The organism is Rhodococcus sp. NBC_00297, from assembly GCF_036173065.1.
Taxonomy (GTDB): Bacteria; Actinomycetota; Actinomycetes; order Mycobacteriales; family Mycobacteriaceae; genus Rhodococcoides.
This window is the reverse complement of sequence record NZ_CP108041.1, coordinates 2,906,257-2,929,078: the sequence shown is the minus strand read 5'-3', so window position 1 is coordinate 2,929,078 and position 22,822 is coordinate 2,906,257. Positions and strand designations below refer to the sequence as shown.

Annotated in this window: 24 protein-coding genes and 4 tRNA genes; 8 read left to right on the top strand and 20 right to left on the bottom strand. The window is 68.7% G+C overall.

The features are described 5' to 3' along the window. Positions 1-33 precede the first annotated feature (33 nt). Complete coding sequence (gene rplJ, locus OG947_RS14120; RefSeq protein WP_027504560.1) at positions 34-588, bottom strand: 50S ribosomal protein L10; 555 nt, start codon at positions 586-588, stop codon at positions 34-36. A gap of 428 nt (positions 589-1,016) precedes the next feature. Between rplJ and OG947_RS14115 the strand changes: the two genes are divergently transcribed. The 3 genes from OG947_RS14115 to OG947_RS14105 all read left to right on the top strand — a co-directional run bounded on the left by OG947_RS14115 (position 1,017) and on the right by OG947_RS14105 (position 4,266). After that, positions 1,017-1,214 (top strand): hypothetical protein, encoded by a 198-nt coding sequence (locus OG947_RS14115; protein WP_027504559.1) that lies wholly within the window; start codon positions 1,017-1,019, stop codon positions 1,212-1,214. Positions 1,215-1,326: 112 nt separating this feature from the next. Beyond that, entirely contained in the window at positions 1,327-3,300 is a 1,974-nt protein-coding gene (locus tag OG947_RS14110) for a CocE/NonD family hydrolase (RefSeq protein ID WP_328812102.1), read from the top strand. Between the two features lie 120 nt (positions 3,301-3,420). Beyond that, positions 3,421-4,266, top strand: a complete 846-nt coding sequence (locus tag OG947_RS14105) for an alpha/beta fold hydrolase (RefSeq protein ID WP_051613162.1) — start codon at positions 3,421-3,423, stop codon at positions 4,264-4,266. Between the two features lie 60 nt (positions 4,267-4,326). On the opposite strand, the gene rplA is transcribed toward OG947_RS14105, so the two are convergent. The 11 genes from rplA to OG947_RS14050 form a co-directional block, all read right to left on the bottom strand. Next, complete coding sequence (gene rplA / locus OG947_RS14100; RefSeq protein ID WP_027504557.1) at positions 4,327-5,046, bottom strand: 50S ribosomal protein L1; 720 nt, start codon at positions 5,044-5,046, stop codon at positions 4,327-4,329. Between the two features lie 86 nt (positions 5,047-5,132). Continuing rightward, on the bottom strand, positions 5,133-5,567 hold the full coding sequence (gene rplK / locus OG947_RS14095; RefSeq protein ID WP_027504556.1) for a 50S ribosomal protein L11: 435 nt from the start codon (positions 5,565-5,567) through the stop codon (positions 5,133-5,135). 77 nt (positions 5,568-5,644) lie between these two features. After that, positions 5,645-6,490, bottom strand: a complete 846-nt coding sequence (gene nusG / locus OG947_RS14090; RefSeq protein WP_056442340.1) for a transcription termination/antitermination protein NusG — start codon at positions 6,488-6,490, stop codon at positions 5,645-5,647. A gap of 70 nt (positions 6,491-6,560) precedes the next feature. Next, positions 6,561-7,019: a preprotein translocase subunit SecE gene (gene secE, locus OG947_RS14085; protein ID WP_027504554.1), complete on the bottom strand. Its 459-nt coding sequence runs from the start codon at positions 7,017-7,019 to the stop codon at positions 6,561-6,563. Between the two features lie 80 nt (positions 7,020-7,099). After that, positions 7,100-7,175 (bottom strand) — tRNA-Trp (locus OG947_RS14080). Positions 7,176-7,307: 132 nt separating this feature from the next. Beyond that, complete coding sequence (gene hadB / locus OG947_RS14075; protein ID WP_027504553.1) at positions 7,308-7,736, bottom strand: (3R)-hydroxyacyl-ACP dehydratase subunit HadB; 429 nt, start codon at positions 7,734-7,736, stop codon at positions 7,308-7,310. Continuing rightward, positions 7,726-8,280 (bottom strand): (3R)-hydroxyacyl-ACP dehydratase subunit HadA, encoded by a 555-nt coding sequence (hadA, locus tag OG947_RS14070; RefSeq protein WP_051613161.1) that lies wholly within the window; start codon positions 8,278-8,280, stop codon positions 7,726-7,728. The genes hadB and hadA overlap by 11 nt, the downstream gene beginning before the upstream one ends. 190 nt (positions 8,281-8,470) lie before the next feature. Continuing rightward, complete coding sequence (gene rpmG / locus OG947_RS14065; RefSeq protein ID WP_027504552.1) at positions 8,471-8,638, bottom strand: 50S ribosomal protein L33; 168 nt, start codon at positions 8,636-8,638, stop codon at positions 8,471-8,473. 98 nt (positions 8,639-8,736) lie between these two features. Next, positions 8,737-8,809, bottom strand: a tRNA-Met gene (locus tag OG947_RS14060). 35 nt (positions 8,810-8,844) lie between these two features. After that, positions 8,845-8,917 (bottom strand) — tRNA-Thr (locus OG947_RS14055). Between the two features lie 171 nt (positions 8,918-9,088). Continuing rightward, positions 9,089-9,171 (bottom strand) — tRNA-Tyr (locus OG947_RS14050). Between the two features lie 144 nt (positions 9,172-9,315). On the opposite strand from OG947_RS14050, the gene OG947_RS14045 reads away from it, so the two are divergent. Continuing rightward, positions 9,316-9,807, top strand: a complete 492-nt coding sequence (locus tag OG947_RS14045) for a YajQ family cyclic di-GMP-binding protein (RefSeq protein WP_056441678.1) — start codon at positions 9,316-9,318, stop codon at positions 9,805-9,807. Position 9,808: 1 nt separating this feature from the next. Here OG947_RS14045 and htpX read toward each other — a convergent pair whose 3' ends face one another. Both htpX and OG947_RS14035 read right to left on the bottom strand, forming a co-directional pair. Continuing rightward, complete coding sequence (htpX, locus tag OG947_RS14040; RefSeq protein ID WP_027504550.1) at positions 9,809-10,675, bottom strand: zinc metalloprotease HtpX; 867 nt, start codon at positions 10,673-10,675, stop codon at positions 9,809-9,811. A 72-nt stretch (positions 10,676-10,747) separates the two neighbouring features. Beyond that, the gene (locus OG947_RS14035; RefSeq protein WP_051613090.1) at positions 10,748-11,782 is read right to left on the bottom strand and encodes a polyprenyl synthetase family protein; all 1,035 of its coding nucleotides are present in this window, start codon (positions 11,780-11,782) and stop codon (positions 10,748-10,750) included. Positions 11,783-11,864: 82 nt separating this feature from the next. On the opposite strand from OG947_RS14035, the gene OG947_RS14030 reads away from it, so the two are divergent. Further along, positions 11,865-13,142: a geranylgeranyl reductase family protein gene (locus tag OG947_RS14030; RefSeq protein WP_051613089.1), complete on the top strand. Its 1,278-nt coding sequence runs from the start codon at positions 11,865-11,867 to the stop codon at positions 13,140-13,142. A gap of 26 nt (positions 13,143-13,168) precedes the next feature. Here OG947_RS14030 and OG947_RS14025 read toward each other — a convergent pair whose 3' ends face one another. The 4 genes from OG947_RS14025 to OG947_RS14010 form a co-directional block, all read right to left on the bottom strand. Then, the gene (locus OG947_RS14025) at positions 13,169-14,152 is read right to left on the bottom strand and encodes a hypothetical protein (RefSeq protein ID WP_328812100.1); all 984 of its coding nucleotides are present in this window, start codon (positions 14,150-14,152) and stop codon (positions 13,169-13,171) included. A 61-nt stretch (positions 14,153-14,213) separates the two neighbouring features. Then, the gene (locus tag OG947_RS14020; RefSeq protein WP_027504546.1) at positions 14,214-14,918 is read right to left on the bottom strand and encodes a demethylmenaquinone methyltransferase; all 705 of its coding nucleotides are present in this window, start codon (positions 14,916-14,918) and stop codon (positions 14,214-14,216) included. A 30-nt stretch (positions 14,919-14,948) separates the two neighbouring features. Next, entirely contained in the window at positions 14,949-16,094 is a 1,146-nt protein-coding gene (locus tag OG947_RS14015; RefSeq protein ID WP_328812099.1) for a glycosyltransferase family 4 protein, read from the bottom strand. An 87-nt stretch (positions 16,095-16,181) separates the two neighbouring features. Next, positions 16,182-16,631, bottom strand: coding sequence for a DUF3592 domain-containing protein (locus OG947_RS14010; RefSeq protein WP_051613160.1), 450 nt, complete (start codon positions 16,629-16,631; stop codon positions 16,182-16,184). A 117-nt stretch (positions 16,632-16,748) separates the two neighbouring features. Between OG947_RS14010 and OG947_RS14005 the strand changes: the two genes are divergently transcribed. Beyond that, positions 16,749-17,249 (top strand): DUF2505 domain-containing protein, encoded by a 501-nt coding sequence (locus OG947_RS14005; RefSeq protein WP_027504543.1) that lies wholly within the window; start codon positions 16,749-16,751, stop codon positions 17,247-17,249. On the opposite strand, the gene menD is transcribed toward OG947_RS14005, so the two are convergent. Beyond that, on the bottom strand, positions 17,246-18,856 hold the full coding sequence (gene menD, locus OG947_RS14000; protein WP_328814028.1) for a 2-succinyl-5-enolpyruvyl-6-hydroxy-3-cyclohexene-1-carboxylic-acid synthase: 1,611 nt from the start codon (positions 18,854-18,856) through the stop codon (positions 17,246-17,248). The two genes, OG947_RS14005 and menD, sit on opposite strands and share 4 nt — an antisense overlap. An 83-nt stretch (positions 18,857-18,939) precedes the next feature. On the opposite strand from menD, the gene OG947_RS13995 reads away from it, so the two are divergent. Next, positions 18,940-19,533, top strand: coding sequence for a flavin reductase family protein (locus OG947_RS13995; RefSeq protein ID WP_442973063.1), 594 nt, complete (start codon positions 18,940-18,942; stop codon positions 19,531-19,533). Then, entirely contained in the window at positions 19,530-20,594 is a 1,065-nt protein-coding gene (locus OG947_RS13990; protein WP_222631861.1) for an AbrB family transcriptional regulator, read from the top strand. Before OG947_RS13995 ends, OG947_RS13990 begins: the two co-directional genes overlap by 4 nt. On the opposite strand, the gene OG947_RS13985 is transcribed toward OG947_RS13990, so the two are convergent. Beyond that, positions 20,591-22,795 carry a glycoside hydrolase family 3 C-terminal domain-containing protein gene (locus tag OG947_RS13985; protein ID WP_328812098.1) on the bottom strand — a complete coding sequence of 735 codons (2,205 nt, stop codon included), beginning with the start codon at positions 22,793-22,795 and terminating at the stop codon, positions 20,591-20,593. The genes OG947_RS13990 and OG947_RS13985 overlap by 4 nt on opposite strands. Between the last annotated feature and the right edge of the window lie 27 nt (positions 22,796-22,822).

Sequence of the window (22,822 nt, the reverse complement as noted above, 5' to 3'; positions counted from 1 at the left end):
CGCGCGGGGTGATGTGCAGTCCTTGCGGATCAGCTAGTCGGCAGCTGCGGCTTCCGGCGCCGAAGCGCCCTCTTCTGCAGCCTTCTTCTCCTGCAGCGCAGCCGCGAGACGCGCGACCTGCGAGGCGGGAGCGTTGAACAGGCCTGCGGCCTTTGCCAGGTTGCCCTTCATCGCGCCGGCGAGCTTGGCCAGCAGGACCTCGCGGGATTCGAGATCCGCGATCCTGTTGACCTCGTCCACGGACAGCGCGCGGCCGTCCATGTAGCCGCCCTTGATGACGAGCGCCTTGTTGTCCTTGGCGAACTGCTTGATCGCCTTGGCAGCGTCGACCGGCTCACCATCGATGAATGCGATGGCGGTCGGACCGACGAACAAGTCGTCGAGGCCTTCGATGCCCGCATCAGCTGCGGCACGCTTGACCAGGGTGTTCTTGGCGACGGAGTACGTAGCTCCGGTACCGAGGGCCCGACGGAGCTCCGTCAGACGGGTGACCGACAAGCCACGGTATTCCGTGACGACGGCCGCCGTGGCGCCCTTGAACTGCTCGGAGATCTCCGCGACCGCGGATACCTTCTCAGCCTTTGCCATACTTCGCCTCCTCTCGTTGCGTCGAGTCGGCCCGGCCCGAACAAGCAGAAACGCCCCGGTGCAGGGCACACGGGGCGTCGGAATGCGGGCGGCGCGACTCGGAGAGAGTCAGCAACACGTATCCCTGGTCCTCGTCCTCCTGCGTGGGTCGCCGGCTCGGCCGGACCTTCAATCGCCATCTCCGACGAGGCGAACCTCTTCGGAGATCACGATGACCAACGGTCTTGGGTGGAACAGATCAGGTGAACGTCGCACGATCGCAGACGCGACCGCACGGTGTCCGAAGAGAAGAGTACCCCGGGGCCGCCGGAGACACCAAAAGGGCTACGCCCCTGTGCGCCTTAAGCGCATCCCCGCGTACGCAAAGGGCGCACGGGGGCGGAGCCCCCTCGGTTTGAGAGGTGCTCTCCCGAGGGAACACGGTGCTCATGGCCAATTATCGCGTACTCGACCCCACCGGATCCGTCGTCGCCACCAAGGAGATCCCCAACTCCACCGACGCCCACACCTGGTTCAAGGAGAGCAAGTCCGACGACGCCGAGCTCGGCTGGCGTCTCGAAGTGGAGCACGACGGCGAGTGGGCCTTCTTCAGCGACAGCGAGGGAACCCCCGAGGGCGGCAAGTAGCAGCGCACTCACCTGGTGACATCGAACGACGACGTGCCCTCGTCGTTGTCGAAGGGCCGGGAATGGCGTGTTGTGTACCGCGTGTCACAGCAATGAGGTTGACTCGACGTTCATGACGACGACATCGGCCCATGCACTGGTGCAACCCGAGCATGTCGTCTCGCCCTTCCACCGTGATCCCACCGGCGGCGCCGACGGCCGAGCATGGGCAGAACTCGTGGAGTCCACTCCCGAGTTCCCCCGTGTGCACATCGACCGCGGCGCCGCCGTCACGATGACGGACGGAGCCGTCCTCCGCGCCATCGTCGTGTCCCCCGCCGACGCGAGTGGACGATCCGTCTCCTCCCGCTTCCCCGTCGTCCTCAACATCACCCCGTACAACTCGGTCCTGCTCGACTCGATCGACGCACTCCTCGCCGCACCCGTGCTGGGGCCGGCGCTGCGGCGCGTGTCCCGCTCCGTCGACCTCTCGGGAACCCCGTTCGACGGCATCTCCGAGATCACCCGCGTCGTCGCGGGCGGTGCGGCGGATCTGCTCACCGTGAACCGCCATCTCGTCCGTAGCGGCTACGTGCAGGTCATCATCGACGCGCGCGGCACCGGTTCCTCGTCCGGCGTGTGGGACACCCTCGGCCCGCGTGAACAACTCGACACCCTGGAGATCCTCGAGTGGATCCGGGCGTCGCCGTGGTGCGACGGGCGCGTCGGCATGGCCGGCATCTCCTACTCCGCCATCAACTCCCTGCAGGCCGCCGCCGCGGGCAGCGCGGGACCGGACGCCGTGTTCGCCGTCGAGGGATCCGAGGACATCGTCCGCGAGATCTTCGCCACCGGCGGCGCACCGTCGCTCTTCATCCCCCTGTGGCTCACCGCCGTGAACACCCTCAAATGGGTTCCGGCAGTACAGATCCTGCGACGCGGCGGAGTCGGCTGGCTCGCGGATCGCATACGGTCCCCCGCCACGAACATCAGCAATCTGGTGAACGGGTTCCTCACCGGTTCGGACCCACGCATCTACGACGACCCGTCCTTCGACACCATCGATCCCACCATCGAGGACATCGCGGTCCCCACGTTCCTCTACGGCTGCTGGCACGACATCTTCGGCGGCGCGGCACCCGACATGTACAACCGACTCACCGTCGAACGCGGGCGCAAGCAACTTCTGGTGGGCGACGGGTACCACGGCAACCCCGGGATCGGCTTCGGTGAACCCGGGTTCCCGCCGCGACTCGACGTGCTCGAACGCGCCTGGTTCGACAAGTGGCTGCGCGGCATCGACAACGGTATCGACCGCTACGGACCGGTCACGCTGCGTCAGCAGGGCGGCGGGTGGGAAGCGCACGGCCGGTTCCCCGCGCCCGCCGCCGTGGCTCGGCGCCTCTACCTGAGCGCCGACTCGTCCGGTACCGCGTCGCACAGTCGGCACGACGGGTCCCTGCACTTCGAGGCGCCGACCGACACGGCCCGTCTGACGGTGAAGCCCGGGTTCCGCACCGTCGTCTCCCGCGACACCACGCAGGTGCTGGCCGGTGTTCCGGCCGTTCTCGGCGGCGGCTTCACCTACGACAACCGCTTCGCGGAGGGTGACGCGCTCACGTTCACGACGCCTCCCGTCATGACCACCGTCGTCTACTCGGGCCCCGCCAACGTCCACGTCCGCACCGTCGCGCGCGCCCGCGAGTCGATGTGGGCCGTGATGCTGTGCGACGTCGCTCCAGACGGCACTCCCACCGTGCTCACCAACGGTGCGCTGCTGGCGTCGCGCCGCGCGATCGACGACGAGGAGAGCATCCGCACCGAGTCGGGTGACTACCTGGTGGCCCACCACCCGCTCACGCGCGAGTCACTGCTCCCCGTGGTCCCCGGCGAACCGATCGTCCTCGACATCGAACTACTCTCGACCGAGGCGGTCCTGCACCCCGGACACCGCCTGCGACTCGACATCTTCGCGGCCGACGCGCCTCGATTCGTGCCGATCCTGCCCGATCGCCTCCGCACCCGATGGCGAGCGCAGGACGTCGACCTCGACCCGACGGACCCCAGTTTCATCACGTTGCCGCTGCTCGGTGAGCCCGGCTGGTAAGGAGATCCACGTATGACAGGCACACCCGAGACCGGCCGTTCCGAGACCGAGGTCGAGGTCGAGGTCGAGGTCCGTACCGGCACCGCCTCGGTCGGCGCGGTCGACATCGCCTACGAGGACATGGGCGACATCGAGAACCCGCCGATCCTGCTCGTCATGGGACTGGGCTGCCAGCTGCTCACGTGGTCGATGCCGTTCTGCCGCAAGCTGATCAACGCCGGCTATCGCGTGATCCGCTTCGACAACCGAGACATCGGACTCTCGGGCAAGCTCGACGGGCAGCGCGTCACGGGGAACATCCTGCTGCGACTGGTCCGCCACGAACTCGGGCAGTCGAGCTCGGTTCCGTACACGGTGGTGGACATGGCCGAGGACACCGTCGGTCTGCTCGACCACCTGGGCATCGAGTCGGCCCACATCGTCGGCGCCTCGATGGGCGGCATGATCACGCAGGTGGTCGCGGGGTCGCACCCGGAGCGCATCCGCTCGGTCTCCATCCTCTTCTCCAGCACCAACGAGGCGTTCCTGCCGCCGCCGGACGTCCGCGCGCTCGCGCCGCTGCTCAAGCCGCCGCCCAAGAACGCGACGCGCGAGCAGATCATCGAACACCAGGCGACGACGTTCCAGACGATCGGCAGCAAGCAGTTCCCCACCACGCGGGACGAACGTGTCGCCGACGCGACCGAGGCGTACGACCGCGGCTACTACCCGGCCGGCATCGTCCGCCAGCTCGCGGCGATCACCGGAACCGGGAGCCTCGCGAAGTACACGAAGCGGATCACGGCGCCGACGGTCGTCATCCACGGCACGGCGGATCCCCTCGTGCGTCCCGCCGGCGGGAAGGCCATCGCGCGCCACGTGGTCGGATCCGAGCTGGTGCTCGTCGACGGCATGGCGCACGACATCCCGAACGCCCTGGTGGACCGCGTGGTCGACACGATTCTCACGAACGTCGCCAAGGCCTGAGAACGCGACGAAGGCCGGCACCCTCACGGGGTGCCGGCCTTCTTCGGTGCTGCGAGTGACTCAGGCGGTCGCGTCGTCCTCGAGGAGGTTCCGAGTACGGTTCGGGTCCACCGGGATGCCCGGTCCGGTGGTGGTCGAGACCGTGATCTTCTTGACGTAACGGCCCTTGGCCGACGACGGCTTCGCACGCAGGATCTCGTCCAGGGCTGCGCCGTAGTTCTCCACCAGCTTGGCGTCGTCGAACGACGCCTTGCCGATGACGAAGTGCAGGTTGGCCTGCTTGTCGACGCGGAAGTTGATCTTGCCGCCCTTGATGTCGCCGACGGCCTTGGTCACGTCGTTGGTGACCGTGCCCGTCTTCGGGTTCGGCATCAGGCCACGCGGTCCGAGAACGCGGGCGATGCGGCCGACCTTGGCCATCTGGTCAGGGGTGGCGATCGCTGCGTCGAACTCCAGCCATCCGCCCTGGATCCGCTCGATCAGGTCCTCTGCGCCGACCTCGTCCGCACCGGCGGCGACGGCCTCGTCGGCCTTCGCGCCTGCGGCGAAGACGATGACGCGGGCGGTCTTACCGGTGCCGTGGGGCAGGTTGACGGTGCCGCGCACCATCTGGTCCGCCTTGCGGGGATCGACGCCGAGGCGCATCGCGACCTCGACGGTCGGATCGAACTTGCTCGACGCGGTGTCCTTGGCCAGCTTCGCCGCCGAGAGCGGCGAGTAGAGCTGGTCCTGATCGATCTTCGCTGCTGCGGCCTCGTAGGCCTTGCTGCGCTTTGCCATGATGATGTCCGTTCGTTGTTCGGAGCGTGGTTGACGAGCCTGGCCGGCTCTCCCACGTGATGCTGTGGAGCTGGTGAGCCGGTGGCTCAGCCTTCGACCGTGATACCCATCGAGCGAGCAGTGCCGGCGATGATCTTCGCGGCCTGGTCGATGTCGTTGGCGTTCAGATCCTCGGCCTTGGTCTTGGCGATCTCGCGCACCTGGTCCATGGTCACCGTGGCGACCTTGGTCTTGTGCGGCTCGCCCGAACCCTTGGCGACGCCGGCTGCCTTGAGCAGCAGCTTGGCGGCAGGCGGGGTCTTCAGCTTGAAGTCGAAGGTCCGGTCCTCGTAGACCGAGATCTCCACCGGCACGACGTTGCCACGCTGCGACTCGGTCGCGGCGTTGTACGCCTTGCAGAACTCCATGATGTTGACGCCGTGCTGACCGAGGGCGGGGCCCACGGGCGGTGCCGGGTTGGCCTGACCGGCCTGGATCTGAAGCTTGATGATCCCGGCTAGCTTCTTCTTCTTGGGGGGCATCTGTGATTCCTAGGTTGTTGCGTGGTTCTCGGATGTCTTGCGGTACTGCCTGCAAGTTGTGGGGGGTTCTGAGCGCCCTAGATCTTCGCGACCTGAGTGAAGCCCAGCTCGACCGGAGTCTCGCGGCCGAAGATGGACACCAGCACCTTGAGCTTCTGCTGCTCGGCGTTGACCTCGCTGATGCTGGCGGGAAGCGTGGCGAAGGGGCCGTCCATGACGGTGACGGACTCGCCGACCTCGAAGTCGACCTCGATGGTCGGCTTCGACGACGTCTCGCCCGCACCCTCGGCACCGGTGGTGGCGCCCGCGGTGGCCTTCTTCTTGTCCTCCTGCGGCATGAGGAACTTGACGACCTCGTTGATGGTCAACGGGGACGGGCGCGACGTGGCGCCGACGAAGCCGGTGACACCGGGAGTGTTGCGGACAGCACCCCAGGACTCGTCGTTCAGTTCCATGCGCACCAGGATGTAGCCCGGCAGCACCTTGCGGTTGACCTGCTTGCGCTGGCCGTTCTTGATCTCGGTGACCTCCTCGGTGGGAACTTCCACCTGGAAGATGTAGTCACCGACGTCGAGGTTCTGGACGCGGGTCTCGAGGTTGGTCTTCACCTTGTTCTCGTATCCGGCGTACGAGTGGATGACGTACCAGTCGCCGGGGGCGCGCCGCAGCGCAGCCTTCATCTCGGCGACGGGGTCGACCGGCTCCGCGTCGATGGGAGCGTCGTCGGCGACGACGGCGTCCGCATCGGCGTCGACGGTCTCCGACTCGTCGGTGTCACCGGTGGCGGCAGCGACGTCGGCCGCGATGGCCTCGTCGGTCTCGCGGTCCTGTGCGGCCTGCTCCGCTTCGAGGCCCTGCTTGGTCGCCTCGACCTGAGCGTCGTAGGCGGCCACTTCGGTGGCGTCGTTATGGGGCGTGCTCACGAAAGGCACTCGCTTCCTGTAATCGTTCCGGTCGTACTCGGGGTGGTCGTGCGGACCTGTGTGTCCGGCGTCAGCCGAACAGCCACTGCACTCCCCTGATGAACGCCAGGTCCAGCCCACTGATGTAGGCCACCATGAACGTCACGAACACCAACACCACAGCGGTGTAGGTGACCATCTGCTTGCGGTTGGGCCAGATGACCTTGCGCAGCTCGGCGACGACCTCGCGCAGAAACTTGCGGAGCCGCTTGAAGATGTTCATCTTCGGCGTCGCTTCGGCGCGGGTGCGGCCCTCGACACGAGAGGCGGTGGCGACAGACTTGCCGGCGGTGGTCTTGGCACCATCCTTGATCAGCGACGGAGCATCGTCAGCGGACCGGGTCCGGCGGGCTGCGCGCTTGCCGGAGGGCCGGCTCGACCCGGCGGCATCGTGGGCGGCAGCAGCATCGTCGGCGACGACAGCATCGTCCGCACCGAGATCCTCGGAACCGTCGGAGCTGCTGTCGCGCGCGCCGCGCTGATCGCTCACGTCGTTCCTCTCGGTCGTCGGCAGGGTGTCTGCACTCGAATGCTCTGCATGACCACTGTCCGAAGCACCGCTTTCGAACGTGGCAGGGGCGACAGGACTTGAACCTGCAACCTACGGTTTTGGAGACCGTTGCTCTACCAATTGAGCTACGCCCCTTCGGCCGGATCGAGATCCGGTCGTACCGGCGACGGACAGCGCACAGCGCTGTACGACCCCGGAGATCTCAGTGTACTGCACTCACGGACGCCCCCGAAATCGCTGACTCGAGTCGGCGATCGGAGAGCCGGATCACGCGAGCTGGACGGTCGCGACGGCGCGACCGAAGATCTTCTTGCCCTCGTATTTCGCGGTGATGGCGACGACGGCCTTGCGGGTGTCCGCGTCGACCGACTTGATGCGACCCGTGAAGTCGACCTTGGCCGGCTCGGTCTCCTTGACCAGCACGGGGCTGGTGAAGCGCACGTTGTACTCGGTGATGGCGCCCGGATCACCCGACCAGTCGGTGACGAAACCGGCGCCGAGTCCCATGGTGAGCATGCCGTGGGCGACGACGTCCGAGAGTCCGGCGAGCGTGCGCGCGACCGGATCACTCCAGTGGATCGGGTTCGGGTCGCCGGAGACGCCCGAGTAGTTCACGAGGTCACCGCGGGTGAGCTCGTAGGTGCGCTCGGGAAGGTCGTCGCCGACGGTGACCTGGTCGAACTGCTTACGAGTCATGTTTCATGACACCTTTCGCCATCTCCAGCGCGTCCTGATCGGAACCGCCGCCGGTCTTCGCCACGAGTGTCGTCCAGGACGTCATGACGTCCTCGCCGGCCTCGTCCGTGACCATGTTCTTCGTGATGATGATGTCGCTTCCACCCATCTGGCGGAAGGACTCCAGGCTCACGTCGACGGTCAGGCGGTCCCCCGCCACGATCGGACGGTGGAACTCGAGACGCTGATCCGCCTGCATGATCTGCGACAGGTCGTACCCGGTGATGACCTCGTCGAACATGGCCTTCTGCGCGATGATGCCGACGACCGAGATGAAGGTGGCCGGTGCGACGAGATGCTCGTACCCGAGCTCGGCCGCGGCGTCCTCCGAGGAGTGCGCGGGATGATCGTTCTGCACGGCCCGCGAGTACTCGCGCACCTTCTCGCGCCCGATCTCGTAGAAGTCGGGCATGCGGTAGTGATGCCCGACCATGCTGGCGGTGTGCACCGCCGGGTCCACGGCAGGCGTGTCGCCCCGGTCGGTTGCGGTTGCGGTGACTGTCACGTCGTCGACTCCCCCGAGAATGATGTGGAACTCACCACGGGACACCCGAGCGTGGGACGAGAGACAGTCCGGACGGCTCTGTCGGGCGAGTTCGAGACGGACGGCGCCGAGCCGACTGGGTCACCGGCACCTGGACACACGTCAGCGCTGCCACGGCGACTGTGCCGGGGCAGCGCTGCTGTGCGAATGATCAGCGAGATTCGCGGTGCGCGCGATGAGTTCCGCAGTTCGGGCAGAACTTCTTGATCTCGAGGCGATCGGGATCGTTGCGGCGATTCTTCTTGGTGATGTAGTTACGGTGCTTGCACACCTCGCACGCCAAGGTGATCTTGGGCCGAACGTCAGTGGAGGAGGCCACGTCGATGCCTGCTTTCGGGTAGAGCGCGATACGGGTGCTGCGTCGGTCATGAATACCGGACCCCACTGCGCGCAGCAGCGGCGGAGTCCTCTGTCGAGTAGCGATGGCCGGACTTGAACCGGCGACACAACGATTATGAGTCGTTTGCTCTACCGACTGAGCTACACCGCCTCGGTGCCGGACGCCGGCCGGCGCTCGGTCCCGCGAGCCCCCTAACGGAATCGAACCGTTGACCTTTTCCTTACCATGGAAACGCTCTACCGACTGAGCTAAGGGGGCAGGATCGGCGCACACGAGGTGCACGTCGAAGCCTTCGAAGACATTACACAGGGGTCAGACCGCTCGCCAAATTGCCTGGTGAACGAGTTGCACGCGGCGTTTCGCGTGCCGCCTGCCCCCACCCCGACGACGAGACCCCGGCGAGGATTCTCGCCGGGGTCTCGTCGGGTGTGGCAGATGTAGGATTCGAACCTACGTAGGCATAAGCCGACGGATTTACAGTCCGCTCCCATTGGCCGCTCGGGCAATCTGCCGGGATGCTCCATGGCGCCGGACACTCGTCGAGTGACCGCTCCAGGTGCGATACGCAGAATACAACGACCGCACCCCTCGATGGCAAACCGGCTGGACACGCTACCGTCGGCACCGTACCGATCACGCACGAAGGAGTGTTGTCAGTGGCTGATTCGTCGTTCGACGTCGTGAGCAAGGTGGACCGCCAGGAGGTCGACAACGCTCTGAACCAGGCCGGCAAGGAGCTGTCGACCCGCTTCGACTTCCGCGGCACCGGCGCGAGCATCGAGTGGTCCGGAGACGAGGCCATCGTCATCACCGCCGAGGCCGAGGAACGCGCGAAGGCCGCCCTGGACGTCTTCAAGGAGAAGCTCATCCGACGCGACATCTCGCTCAAGGCCTTCGACGCCGGCGATCCCGTGCAGTCGGGCAAGACCTACAAGATCACCGGCACGCTGGTGCAGGGCATCACCACCGAGAACGCCAAGAAGATCTCGAAGAAGATCCGCGACGAGGGCCCCAAGGGCGTCAAGGCGCAGATCCAGGGCGAGGAACTGCGGGTGAGCAGCAAGAAGCGTGACGACCTCCAGGCCGTTCAGCAGCTGCTCAAGGGCGAGGACTTCGGCATCGCCCTGCAGTTCGTCAACTACCGCTGACTCAGCGGTAGGGCCCCGCCATGCGCTCGAGGCGGGCGATGCGCTCCTCCATCGGCGGGTGCGTGGAGAACAGCTTGCTCGCGCGGTCACCCGCCCGGAACGGGTTGGCGATCATCAGGTGCGACTGGGCCGTGAGGCGCGGCTCGGGGGGCAGCGGGGCGGCCTGGGTGCCGCTCTGCAGCTTGCGGAGCGCGGAGGCCAGCGCCAGGGGGTCGCCGGTGAGCTCGGCACCCGACTGGTCCGCCTGGTACTCCCGCGAGCGCGACACGGCCAGCTTCACCAGGGACGCCGCGATCGGTCCGAGCATCGACACCAGCAGCAGGGCCAGCGGGTTGGCGCCCTGCCCGTTCCCGCGCCCGCCGAAGACGTTCGCGAAGAACGCGAAGTTCGCGAGTCCGGACACCACGGCCGCCATGGCGCCCGCCACGGACGAGATGAGGATGTCGCGGTTGTAGACGTGCGAGAGCTCGTGGCCGAGGACCGCGCGCAGCTCACGCTCGTTCAGCAGCGCAAGGATGCCGCTGGTGCAACACACCGCCGCGTTGCGCGGGTTGCGTCCCGTGGCGAACGCGTTGGGGGCGTTGGTGGGGCTGATGTAGAGCCGCGGCATGGGCTGATGCGCCGCGGTGGCCAGCTCGCGGACGATCGCGAAGATGCGCGGGTACTCGACCTCGGTGATCGGCTGGGCGTGCATCGACTTCAGCGCCAGCTTGTCGCTGTTGAAGTAGGCGTACCCGTTCATGCCGACGGCCAGGACGACCGCGACCACCAGGATGGTCGAGTTCTGGAACAGAGCGCCGATGAAGACGATCAGAGCCGACATCCCGACCATCAGGCCGAACGTCTTCATGCCGTTCGCGAACTTCATCGTGTGTCGCCGATCCTCTCGCCGCAGTGCTTCCTGCACGAACAACGACCGAGGTGACGCGGGTAGTTCCCGTCAGCTGATGCGGGCGACCGTGTACTCGACCAGCTTGCGCAGCGCGTCGTTGGCCGGGCCCTGTGGCAGAGCGTCCAGCTCGGTGCGCGCCCGCTGGGCGTAGGTGTCGAGCGTCTCGCGTGCCTTGGCCATGCCCGGCGAACGACCCAGCAGAGTCAACGCCTCGGCCACGTCCGCGTCGTCGGTGATGGGACCGCGCAGCAGGTGGCGGAGCCGGTCGCCGTCCGCACCCTCGTCGCGCAGCGCGAACAGTACGGGCAGCGTGTGGACGCCCTCGCGCAGGTCGGTGCCCGGCGTCTTGCCGGAGTCCGACGCGGCGGACGAGATGTCGATGATGTCGTCGGAGATCTGGAACGCGGTGCCCACCGCGTCGCCGAGACGCTCGAGCCGCTCGATGTGCTCGTCGTCGCCCCCGGAGAACGTGCCGCCGAAGCGACCGCTCGTCGCGATCAGCGAACCCGTCTTCTCCCACACCGTGGTGAGGTAGTGATCGACCGGATCCTGATCGGGCTTGCTGCCGATCGTCTCGCGCATCTGGCCCGTGACCAGCGCGGCGAACGTCTCGGCGATCGTACGGACGGCGGAGGGGCCCAGCGTCGAGACCAGGCGCGACGCGTGTGCGAAGAGGTAGTCGCCCGCGAGGATGGCGACGCTGTTGCCCCAGCGCGCGTTGGCGGACTCCACGCCGCGGCGCATGGCGGCCTCGTCCATGACGTCGTCGTGATACAGCGTCGCGAGGTGCACCATCTCGAGCACGGTGGCCGCGGTGACGATGTCCGGACTGGACGCCTTGGGGCCGAGCTGACCGGTGAGAATGGTGAACAGCGGGCGGAACCGCTTGCCGCCGGCCTTGGCGAGGTGCAGCGCCGCCTCGGTGAGGAAGTCCTCACCGTCGGACAGCTCGGTCACGAGCAGGCTCTCGACCTCGGCCATCGCCGCGCGCACGATCTCCGCGAACTCCGCGTTCCCGAGATCCACGCCCGCCACCACGGTGGCCCCACTCGCACTCGTCTCGGTCACCGCGCTCGCACCCATTTCTCGTCGTCGAACACCTCGCGCGGCTCCGGGCCTCGGCGCCGCGTCTGCCTCCAACCTATCGTGCCTGCAAGATGGAACGATGACGGATGGACGCGCACAGGGTGTGACACCGGGAACTCGACGCGTGACCGACGTTCTCGTCGTCGGAGCGGGACCCGCGGGCAGCGCCGCCGCGGCCTGGTCCGTACGAGCTGGTCACGACACGATTCTCGCGGACGCCGCCACGTTCCCGCGCGACAAGACCTGCGGTGACGGACTCACGCCGCGTGCCGTGGCCGAGCTCGACGAGCTGGGACTCGGTGACTGGGTGCGCTCGCGGGCGATCAATCGTGGCCTACGCCTCACCGGATTCGGTCAGGAACTCACGCTGCCGTGGCCGGGTGGCTCCCTCCCCGACATCGGTTCCGCGGTACCGCGTACCGAGTTGGACGACCGGATCCGCCGGGTGGCCGTCGACGACGGCGCGGTGATGATGGAGAACGCCAAGGCCGTCGATGCGGTGCTGGTGAGCGGGCGGGTCACCGAGGTGATGTTCGACACCGCCGACGGCCCTGTCGCCGTGGCCTGTCGCACGCTGATCGTGGCGGACGGGGTGCGCTCGCCGCTCGGCAAGATCCTCGGCCGTACGTGGCACCGCGACACCGCTTTCGGGGTCGCGGCACGGGCATACGTCACGAGTGACCGCAGTGAGGACGAGTGGATCACCTCGCACCTCGAGCTCCGCGACGAGGAGGGCACCCTGCAGGCCGGCTACGGGTGGGTGTTCCCGCTGGGCGTGAACGACGAGGGCACCGGCGAGGTGAACGTGGGGGTGGGGACGCTCGCCACCTCGAAGCGCCCGGCTGCCGGCGCGCTGCGACCTCTCCTGAATCTCTATGCGTCACAACGGGAGTCCGAGTGGGGCCTGAGCGGCGGCGTGCGCCGCGTGCAGTCCGCCCTGCTGCCGATGGGCGGCGCGGTCTCGGACGTGGCGGGCCCCAACTGGGCGCTCGTCGGCGATGCGGCGGCCTGCGTGAATCCGCTCAACGGTGAGGGCATCGACTACGGACTCGAGGGTGGTCGACTGATCGCCGAACACCTGGACGGCGCAGATCTGACGCAGGTGTGGCCGGCGGTGCTCCGCGAGCACTACGGGCAGAGCTTCTCGGTCGCTCGTCGCCTCGCGGGACTGCTGACGGTGCCGCGGTTCCTGCCCGCCACGGGGCCGATCGGCATGCGGTCGCGCGCGATCATGACCGTCGCCGTGCGGGTGATGGGCAATCTCATCACCGACGAGGATCGCGACGTGGTCGCGCGCGCCTGGCGGGCCGCGGGATCGACGTCGCTGAAGGTGGACGACCGGCCACCGTTCTCCTGAGAGTGCCCGGCTGCCTCAGGAGCCGGTCAGCGTCCCGGTCGGAAGGCGTACACGGTGGTGCCGTCCGGCAGAAGTATCCCGTCGCGATCGCGGAAGCCGCACTCGAGAGACGCCACGACGCGTTGCAGCACGGGGAGCCGTGCCTGCTCGTCGAGTTCGGCGTGGACGGCGAGGGACAGTTCGGCTCCGTACAGCGCCAGGATGGCCTCGACCGCGCCGGCGAGCGCCGGGTCCTTGGCCTGGTAGAACGCGAAACGGTCCGCTTCCATCGTGTAGTCGCGCTCGTTGCCGCCCGCCAGTACCCGCACCCCGAACTCGGCCAGGTACTCCACCATGCGGCGCTCGGTGGCGCCGAAGCCGATCGACCGGCGGTCCGGCGAGAGGGTGTCGACGACGCGCTTGGTGTCCATGATCAACAGGCCCAGGTCGTTGGCGTCGAGCAGACCGAGGTCGGCGCGCATGGCGTCGCGCAGCAGACGCTGGATCTCGATCAGGAACCCGTGCTCACGGTTCAGCCGCTCGACGGCCGGACCCGGCATCGCGCCCGTCGTGGAGTAGGGCACCAGCACCCGGAGATCGAGCGACATGAGCATCTCGAGCAGCGGCGCGACGCGCTGGCGGGCCACGACGACGGTGATCGTCGAGACGCGCAGCAGTTCCTGATAGGCGGCGTCGACGTCGGCCTGCAGGTCGTCGGCACCCGGCGGCAGTGCGGTCGCGTCGGGGGCGGTCCGGCGACGAACGGCGTCGATCCAGACCCGCTGGAAGGTGGTCAGCGCGACCGACAACTCCTGGTAGCGCTCGGTGACCTGGTCGCGTACCAGCGACGTCTCGACGGCCTGGCGACCGGAATCATGGGCCAGCTCGGCGCGGATGGTGCGCAGCTCGCGCGCGCGGCGCGTCTCCCTGGTGAGGTGCATGCGCGTGGTGCTGACGGCCCAACCGGCCCCGCCGGCGGCGACGGCCGAGGCAGCGAGGGTGGCATAGGGCAGCCAATCCGGTACGGGCATGCGCAGATCATGTCGTATCCGGACACGGTACGAACACCGATAGGTGCGTTCTCCGTATCTTTCAGTACACCGGTTTCACGGCGCTGTGCAAGGTGACGATGCCGCCCGTGAGATTGCGCCACTGCACGCGGCCCCATCCCGCGGACTGCATGCGCCGCGCGAGCTCCGCCTGGTCCGGCCAGGCGCGAATGGATTCCGCCAGGTAGACGTAGGCGTCGGGATTGCTGCTGACGGTGCGGGCCACGGCCGGGAGCGCCTTCATCAGGTACTCCATGTAGACGGTGCGGAACGCCGGGAAGACCGGTGTGGAGAACTCGCACACCACCAACCGTCCGCCGGGCCGGACCACCCGCAGGATCTCGGCGAGGCCGGCGTTGTGATCGGCCACATTGCGGAGACCGAACGAGATGGTGGCGGCGTCGAACACGTCGTCGCCGTACGGCAGGTGCATCGCGTCGCCCGCGATCATCGGGACGCCGCGCGAGAGGCCCGCGCGGAGCATGCCCTTGGAGAAGTCGGTGGCGACGCACCAGGCGCCGGACCGGCCGAGTTCCTCCGTGGACACTCCGGTCCCGGCCGCGAGATCGAGCACCGCTTCCCCGGGCTTCAGCGCGAGCGCGTCGCGCGTCGCGCGCCGCCAGCCGCGGTCCTGCCCGAAGGACAGGACGGTGTTGGTCAGGTCGTACCGCTTCGCGACTCCGTCGAACATGGACGCGACGTCGTGCGGTTGCTTGTCCAGTTGCGCTCTGGAGCCGTGTGCTGCCACACCTGAACAGTACGTGGGCCGCGCACTCACCTAGGCCGCCGTCGTCCGCCGTCCGACGTCCGAGGTGCCGATGACCGCCTCGTAGTGGCCGATCAACTGGCTGCACAGCGCGGGCCAGGTGCGATGCAGGACGGACTTGCGCGCGGACGTGGCGAACCTCGCACGCGTGGTGGGGTCGGCGAGGGCCTGCACGGCGCTCGGCAGCAACTCCTCGTACCGATCCACGGGCAGCAGGTACCCGTTGCGGCAGTGGCTCACCAGATCGCGGGGACCGCCGGCGTCGGGTCCGATCACGGGGACACCGCTCGCGAGCGCCTCCTGGACGGTCTGGCAGAACGTCTCGTGCTCACCGGGGTGCGCGAACACGTCGAAGGACGCGTAGGCCTCCGACAGGGCCTGCCCGCCCAGCTGACCGGTGAACACCGCGGACGGCATGAGCGCCTCGAGCCGTGCGCGCTCCGGACCGTCACCGACGATCACCACACGCACGCCCGGTGTCCGCTCGAGTACCGCGAGGCGTTCCACGTGCTTCTCCGGTGCCAACCGGCCGACGAAGCCCACCACCAGCGCGTCGCCCGCGTCCCACTGCGCACGACGCTCCGCGTTCCGCGACGACGGCGCGAAGCGCACGGTGTCCACTCCCCGACCCCAGCGATGCACGCGGGGGATGCCGTGCGCGGCGAGTGCGTCCATCGCCGACGTCGACGGTGCGAGGGTGCGGGCACTGCCCTTGTGGATCCGGCGGGTCCACGCCCAGCAGGCACGCGAGGTCAACCCGAGACCGTAACTCTCGGCGAACCCGGCGACATCGGTCTGATAGACGGCGACGGCCGGGACGTCCAGCCTCCGGGCGGCCGCGAGGCCACCGGCACCGAGCGAGAACGGCGATGCCAGGTGCACCACGTCGGGCGCGAACGAGCGCAGCGCGGCGGTCATACCGGGGCTCGGCACGCCGACGGGCAGCGAACTCACCTTGGGGACCATCACCGACGGCACTCGCAGAACCGGGAACGAGTCGTGTGAGGTCGGTGCCGCGGGCACCCCGGCCGGCGTGTCCGGCGCGACGATCATGGCGTCGTGACCTGCGGACTCCGCGTGCTCGAGCACACGGAGAATCGAGTTGGTGACACCGTTGACGTGAGGCAGGAACGATTCGGCGACCACGGCTATGCGCACACCGTGGACTGTTCCGCGCCGCGACGACCGCGGTGCGAGGGCGACGTGACCAGCGGGCGAACCCCGGGCGAACCCTCCGGTACCGGGTCAGACGCGCGCGTCGCGGCGCCGCAGGTAGAGGATCGACGGGCCGGCGATCAGCCACGTGACGACGATGACGGAGAGCGCGGGCACGACGGCCACCGAGGCGTCGCGGCCGGCGACCCGCACCAGGTCGGGATCGCTGCGGGAGTACTCGACGTCGATGCGCTGACCGGCGACGAGGTTGGTCGGGTACAGCACTCCGAGCTTGGGATTGTGCATCTCGCCGTCGGGAGTCACGAAGCTCACCGCCGAGCGCAGACGTCCGGCCGACAGCACCTCGGCCGTGGCGACGCCCTCGTCCGAGGAGATGGTGTGGTCGTTGCGCCACGCCGCGAGGACCAACAGGACCGCGAGCACCGAGACGACGGTGGCGATCACCAGGAGAACGGTGGGAACGCGCGAGCGGCGCCGCACGGGGGCCTCGTCCGCCTCGGAGTTCTCGACAGCAGGCATGTCGCCACCGGACATCTCGGCACCGGCCGGACTCGGGACGACGGGGTTCACCAGAACAGGCTAGCGACCGCACCACGCAGGACGTCGGCAGCGGTACGCCGAGTAACGTCTCCCGCCATGGGGCGGAAATTCAGTTACACCGAGGACTTCGACGTGACACCGGCGCAGGCGCACTCCGCCTTGACGGACGAAGCGTTGTGGGACAAGCGAACCAAGGAGGTCTCCGACCGGGCCAGCGTGGAGTACTCGCACCGGCCCGACGGCGGCTTCGACGTGGTGATCTCCGAGGGGGTCGGCGCGTCCGTGCTGCCGGGGTTCGTCCGGAAGGTGATTCGCGGCGACCTGGTGATCACGCGCAAGGACAGCTGGGGACCGCTCGAAGGCGACCGTGCGAACGGCACGCTCGAAGGCGGATCGACGGGCTTGACCTCGAAGGTGCGCGGAACGTTCGAACTGGTGCCTCATGGCACCGGATCGCGCCTGACCCTGAAGGGGACGGCCGAGGTGAAGGTCCCGTTCGTCGGCGGCAAGATCGAGGGCATGGTCACCGAGATGATCGGCAAGATGGTGCACTCCGAGAGCAAGCAGGCACGGGAGTACCTCGCCGACAGGGCCTAGAGGGCAGCGCGGATCGAAGCATGCAGCGCGCGTAGACCGGACCGATCGGTGGTCACCTCGAGCACCCGGGTGCTCTCGGCGTGACCCGTGAGCAGCTTCGCGAGCTCGTCGGGATCGACCCGCCGGTGCGGGATCCGGTACGCGGCACACAGCGCCGCGAGGTCCATGCCGTGCGGAGTGCCGAACACGCGCTCGAAGACGCCCGCGTACTGGGGATCACCCTGCTCGAGCAGTTCGAAGATGCCGCCACCGTCGTCGTTCGCGACGACGATGGTGAGGTCCCGCGGTCGGGGCTCCCCGGTGCCGATGAGCAGTCCGGACGCGTCGTGCAGGAACGTCAGGTCCCCCATCAACGCGATGGTGCGGCCGTCGTGTGCCAGCGCAGCGCCCACCGCGGTGGAGACGGTGCCGTCGATGCCCGCCACACCGCGATTGGACAGCACCCGGACGTCTTCCGCCGGGTAGCCGACCAGCGCCATGTCGCGCACCGGGTTGGAGGCGCCGAGCACGAGCAGATCACCCGGCCGACGTGCCGACGACACGGCGGCGGCGACGTGCAGACCCGTTGGAATCGAGAGCGAGTCGAGCTGCCCGCGGACCGCGGCATCGGCCGACTCCGAGGCGTCGGCACAGCGACGCAGCCACTCGGGTGACGGTGTCCCGGTGACCAGCGCGCGCGTTCCGGTCGCCACGACGTTGCCCGAGACGTCGGGCCAGCGGGGTCCGGTGGTGAGAGCGATGACGGAGACGGCCGGGTCGGCCAGCACCTTCGAGACCTGACGATGCAGCGTGGGACGCCCGGTGATGATGGCCTGGCGCGGCGACAGCGCACCGAGCGCGAGCGGGTTGAGCGGGTGGCCGTGCAGAGGCGCGGTCGGCTCGGCGACCGTCGGCAGCCCGGCGAGTTCCGGCCGATAGGCGGCGCCGTGTCCGGAGATGACGACGGTGTCCACCGAGAGGTCCAGGTCCACCGGAACGTCGAGCGTCGCGTACTGCGTGGTGGTCCACGGGGAGCCGTCGGGACGTCCCTCCGGGGCGGGGCGGGAGTCGGCCGGGTCGGGCGTGAGGGGCTCGCGCAGCGGCATGTCGAAGTGGACCGGGCCGGCGTTGCCCGAGCGCGTACCGCGTGCGGCAGCCAGGACGCGGCACACGGCCGACCGCCACTGGCTGTTGACCTGGTCGGACTCCTCGGCGAGACCGAGGCTGATGGTCGCGCGCACCTGACCCGCGAACAGGCCGAGTTGCTCGACCGTCTGGTTGGCGCCGGTGCCGAGCATCTCGTAGGGGCGGTTGGCGCTGAGCACGACCAGCGGAATGCGGGCGTAATTGGCCTCGAGCACGGCGGGTCCGAGATTGGCGACGGCGGTTCCGGACGTCATCACGACAGGGACGGGTCGGCGGCCGGACACGGCGAGCCCGATGGCGAGGAAGCCGGCGGTGCGTTCGTCGATGCGCATGTGCAGGCGGACGCGACCGGCGCGGTCGGCGGCCTCGAGCGCGAACGCGAGCGGCGCGTTACGCGATCCGGGGCACAGCACGACGTCCTGGACGCCGCCGCGGATCATCTCGTCGACGACGACGGCGGCTTGAGAGGTGGACGTATTCACCATTTCAGAGTGTCACAGATGCCGGACCTGCCTGAATGATCGGCCGGCCTCCAGGGCGCGCGCGGCCCTGGCACGATGAACCGGTGCGCACACACTTCGATCCGCAGACCATGGACGCCGGCGACTACTACAAGCTTCTCACCACGTCAGTGGTGCCCAGACCCATCGCGTGGGTGTCGACGGTCTCCGCGGACGGCGTACCGAACCTGGCGCCGTACAGCTTCTTCTCCGTCTCCTCCAGCGCACCCGCCGTGGTGCAGTTCACGTCGGTCGGCCGCAAGGACAGCCTGCGGAACATCGAGGAGACGGGCGAGTTCGTCGTCAACCTCGCCACCGAGTCGTTGTTCGAGCAGATCAATCAGACGTCCGCGAACTACGACGCCTCGGTGAGCGAGTACACCGCGGTCGACCTCGAGAGCGAGCCCAGTGAGACCGTCCGCCCGCCGCGCGTCGTCGCGTCCCCGCTCTCGATCGAGGCGACGCTCCATCAGGTGGTCGACGTGGGCAACTCGTTCGTCGTCATGGGCGCGGTCACGATGATCACGGTGCGTCCGGAGTTCCTCGCGGAGGACGGGTTGCCCGACTTCGGCGCCCTCGCACCGCTGAGCCGGCTCGGCCGCGACGAGTGGGGCATGCCCCCGGCCGTGCGACGAATCCAGCGCCCCGACAGGCCTTGAGTCCGGATCGGGTCCCGTTCGACCGCTCGCGCACGGTGCGCTGGGCCTCGCTCGCTCTGGCGACCGTCGTCGTCGCCGTCCTGGCGGAGCGGGTCGGCGTTCCGTCGGCCGCGCTGTTCGTCGCGCTCGCCGTGGCGACGGTGTTCGCGTTGTGCGGGTGGGGCCCGGGGAAGGTTCCGCGCACCGCGTCGATGGGCGCGCAGGCCGTGCTCGGCGTCGAGATCGGCACCCTGCTCGATCGGGACACGATGTCCTCGCTGGGGTCCGACTGGATCTGGGTGGTGGTCGTCTCGCTCGGCACCCTGGTGCTGTCCATCGCGGCCGGCGCTCTCCTCGGACTGCATCGTGACCTCGACGCCACCACCGGCGCCCTCGCACTCGTGGCCGGGGGTGCGTCCGGCATGGTCGCGATCGCCCGTGATCTGGGCGGCGACGAGCGGGTGGTCGCCGTGGTGCAGTACGTCCGGGTGCTGCTGGTCACCGCGTCGCTACCGTTCGTCGCCACGGTGGTCTTCTCGGCGGACACCGGACAGGGCGGATCACTCGACACCGCCTCCGCCCCGCTCTGGACGGACGCGCTCTTCATCGCGGTGTGCCTGCTGGTGGGCATCCCGCTGGGCCGACTGATCCGCCTGCCCGCGCCCGCCCTGCTCGGACCGTTGCTGATCTCCGGTGCCGCGGACCTGCTGGGGTGGACGGGCGACGCCGGCGTGCCCTTTCTGCTGCTCCAGCTCGTCTACATCGTCATCGGATGGCAGGCCGGCCTGCAGTTCACCCTCGACAGCCTGAAGTCCATCGGCCGCATCATCCCGTGGGCGGTACTGCTGATCATCGCCATCGCGGTGGGCTGCGCGCTGCTCGGCCTGATCCTGGTGGGCACCACCGGCATCACCCCGTACGAGGCCTACCTCGCCACGACGCCGGGCGGTATCTACGCGGTGCTCGCGCTGGCGGCGGCGAGCAGCGTGAACGTGACCTTCGTCGTGGCGGCCCAGGTGCTCCGGGTGTTCATGATGCTGCTGGTGGTCCCGCTGTTCACCCGGGCACGCGGGCGCGGCTAGCCGTTCGCGTCCTGCACGAGCCGCGCGACGACATCGGGTGTCAGGGTTCCGTCGCCGAAGGCCACCATGCGGGCGAGCGGGACGCTCGACAGGAAGACTGCCGTCTCCGGGTTGCCCATCATCGCCTGTGCCACCGACGGTCCGTCGCCGTCCTCGATGGCCGTCCGCAGCAGGTCACCGCCGCGCGGATCGTCCAGCCACTCGGTGACGGTCGACTCGGCCGTCAACGGCAGGCGGACGTCGTCGCCCGTCACGGAGACGATCGCGACGCTCCGGAGGTCGCGCGACGATGCCGCCGCGGCCACGACGTACTCGCCCGGCGCCACGATCCAGCACGACACCCGGGTGTCCCAGTACGCCAGGTCGGCACGCCGGACGGTGAGAGTCACGGTCTCGGTCGCACCCGCGGCGATCTCGACCGACTCGAAGGCCGCGAGCTCACGCGGAACGCGGTGCGCGTCCTCGTCGGGCGCAGACACGTAGATCTGCACGACCTCCCTGCCGTCCCGGTCCCCGGTGTTGGTCACCGGCACCGTGACGTCGATGCCGTGCTCCCCCACCGTCGCGGTCACGTCGCCGTACTCGAACGTCGTGTACGACAGGCCCCACCCGAAGGGGTACGACACGTCGGTCTCGCGCGCATCGAATCCGCGGTAGCCCACGTGGATGCCCTCGCCGTAGCGGACGACCCCGTGCTCACCGGGGAAGTCCAGGTAGGACGGGTGGTCCTCGAGCCGGAGCGGAACGGTCTCCGCGAGCCGTCCCGACGGGTTCACGACGCCGAACAGCACGTCGGCGATCGCTCCGCCGCCGGCCTGTCCCAGCAGCCACGTCTCGAGGATCGCGGGGACGTCGGTGTCCCACGGAGACGTCAGGACCACGCCGCCGTTCGACAGCACCACCACGGTGTTCTCGTTCACCGCGCGCACTCGCTCGACCAGGGCCAGATGGCCTTCCGGCAGCGCCAGCGTGGTGCGGTCCATGCCCTCGGTCTCGGGGTCGTTGCCGACGAAGACGAGGGCGATGTCGTGCGTGCGAGCGAGCTCGACGGCCTCGTTCAGCAGTCCGTCGTCGGCGTCGGTCTCCTCGGTCGACGCGTGGTCGGCGTCGTACCCGGGCGCGAACGCCACCTCGCCCTGCGCGGCAGCGGTGATCGCCGACAGCGCGTCGTCCAACCGGGTCGGGGTGATCTGCGAACTACCGCCGCCCTGGTAGCGCGGGGTGCGGGCGATCTCACCGAGCACGGCGATCGATCCGGAACCCGGTGCGAGGGGCAGCAGACCGTCGTTCTTCAGCAGGACGATCGCCCGGCTCGCGATCTCTCGGGCCAGCGCATGGTGGGCATCGTGATCGACGTCCACGGAACCGCTCGCGTCCTGCGCGCGCTCGACCAGTGCGCGTACGCGCGCCGCCGCCGTCTCGAGAGCGCCCGGATCGAGCGCACCGGACTCCGCCGCGTCGGCGACCCGCTGGTCACCGGCAGCGTCGGGTCCGGGCATCGTCAGGTCGAGGCCCGCGGCGATCGAGTCGACCCGGTCCACGACGGCGCCCCAGTCGGACACGACGGCGCCCTCGAAACCCCACTCGCCGCGCAGCACGTCCGTCAGGAGCCACCGGTTCCGCGAGGCGTGGACGCCGTTGATGCGGTTGTAGGAGCACATGACGGTCCACGGCTGCGCCTGCTCCACCACACGCTGGAACGCCCGGAGGTAGATCTCGCGCAGGGTGCGTTCGTCCACCTCTGCGCTCACGCGCATGCGGTCGGTCTCCTGGCTGTTGACCGCGAAGTGCTTGAGCGAGGTGCCGACGCCCCGGCTCTGCACGCCCTGCACGTAGGCGGCGGCGAGCGTGCCCGTGAGCAACGGGTCCTCCGAGAAGTATTCGAAGTTGCGGCCACCGAGCGGGCTGCGCTTGATGTTGATGCCGGGGCCCAGCAGGACGGACACGTCCATCGACCGGGCCTCGGTGGCCAGCGCCTCTCCCATCCGCCGCAGCAGGTCGGGATCCCAGGTACTCGCGGTGGCGGTGGCCGGTGGGAAGCACGTCGCGGGTCGTCCGGAGAACATGTCGCTGTCGCTCGCCTGCATCCGCACGCCGTGCGGGCCGTCGGTCAGCGTGATCGCCGGGAGCCCGTCCTGCTGCTCGGTGCTCCAGAAGTTGCGTCCACTGGTGAGGGCTGCGAGATCGTTGCGTGGAGTCATGGCTCCATCATCGACGATCCGGCCCTC

Bases quoted from the DNA above. Each gene is read 5' to 3' on its own strand.
- rplJ (WP_027504560.1), bottom strand. From the start codon at position 588: ATGGCAAAGGCTGAGAAGGTATCCGCGGTCGCGGAGATCTCCGAGCAG.
- OG947_RS14115 (WP_027504559.1), top strand. From the start codon at position 1,017: ATGGCCAATTATCGCGTACTCGACCCCACCGGATCCGTCGTCGCCACC.
- OG947_RS14110 (WP_328812102.1), top strand. From the start codon at position 1,327: ATGACGACGACATCGGCCCATGCACTGGTGCAACCCGAGCATGTCGTC.
- OG947_RS14105 (WP_051613162.1), top strand. From the start codon at position 3,421: ATGGGCGACATCGAGAACCCGCCGATCCTGCTCGTCATGGGACTGGGC.
- rplA (WP_027504557.1), bottom strand. From the start codon at position 5,046: ATGGCAAAGCGCAGCAAGGCCTACGAGGCCGCAGCAGCGAAGATCGAT.
- rplK (WP_027504556.1), bottom strand. From the start codon at position 5,567: ATGCCCCCCAAGAAGAAGAAGCTAGCCGGGATCATCAAGCTTCAGATC.
- hadB (WP_027504553.1), bottom strand. From the start codon at position 7,736: ATGACTCGTAAGCAGTTCGACCAGGTCACCGTCGGCGACGACCTTCCC.
- htpX (WP_027504550.1), bottom strand. From the start codon at position 10,675: ATGAAGTTCGCGAACGGCATGAAGACGTTCGGCCTGATGGTCGGGATG.
- OG947_RS14035 (WP_051613090.1), bottom strand. From the start codon at position 11,782: ATGGGTGCGAGCGCGGTGACCGAGACGAGTGCGAGTGGGGCCACCGTG.
- OG947_RS14030 (WP_051613089.1), top strand. From the start codon at position 11,865: ATGACGGATGGACGCGCACAGGGTGTGACACCGGGAACTCGACGCGTG.
- OG947_RS14025 (WP_328812100.1), bottom strand. From the start codon at position 14,152: ATGCCCGTACCGGATTGGCTGCCCTATGCCACCCTCGCTGCCTCGGCC.
- OG947_RS14010 (WP_051613160.1), bottom strand. From the start codon at position 16,631: ATGCCTGCTGTCGAGAACTCCGAGGCGGACGAGGCCCCCGTGCGGCGC.
- OG947_RS14005 (WP_027504543.1), top strand. From the start codon at position 16,749: ATGGGGCGGAAATTCAGTTACACCGAGGACTTCGACGTGACACCGGCG.
- OG947_RS13985 (WP_328812098.1), bottom strand. From the start codon at position 22,795: ATGACTCCACGCAACGATCTCGCAGCCCTCACCAGTGGACGCAACTTC.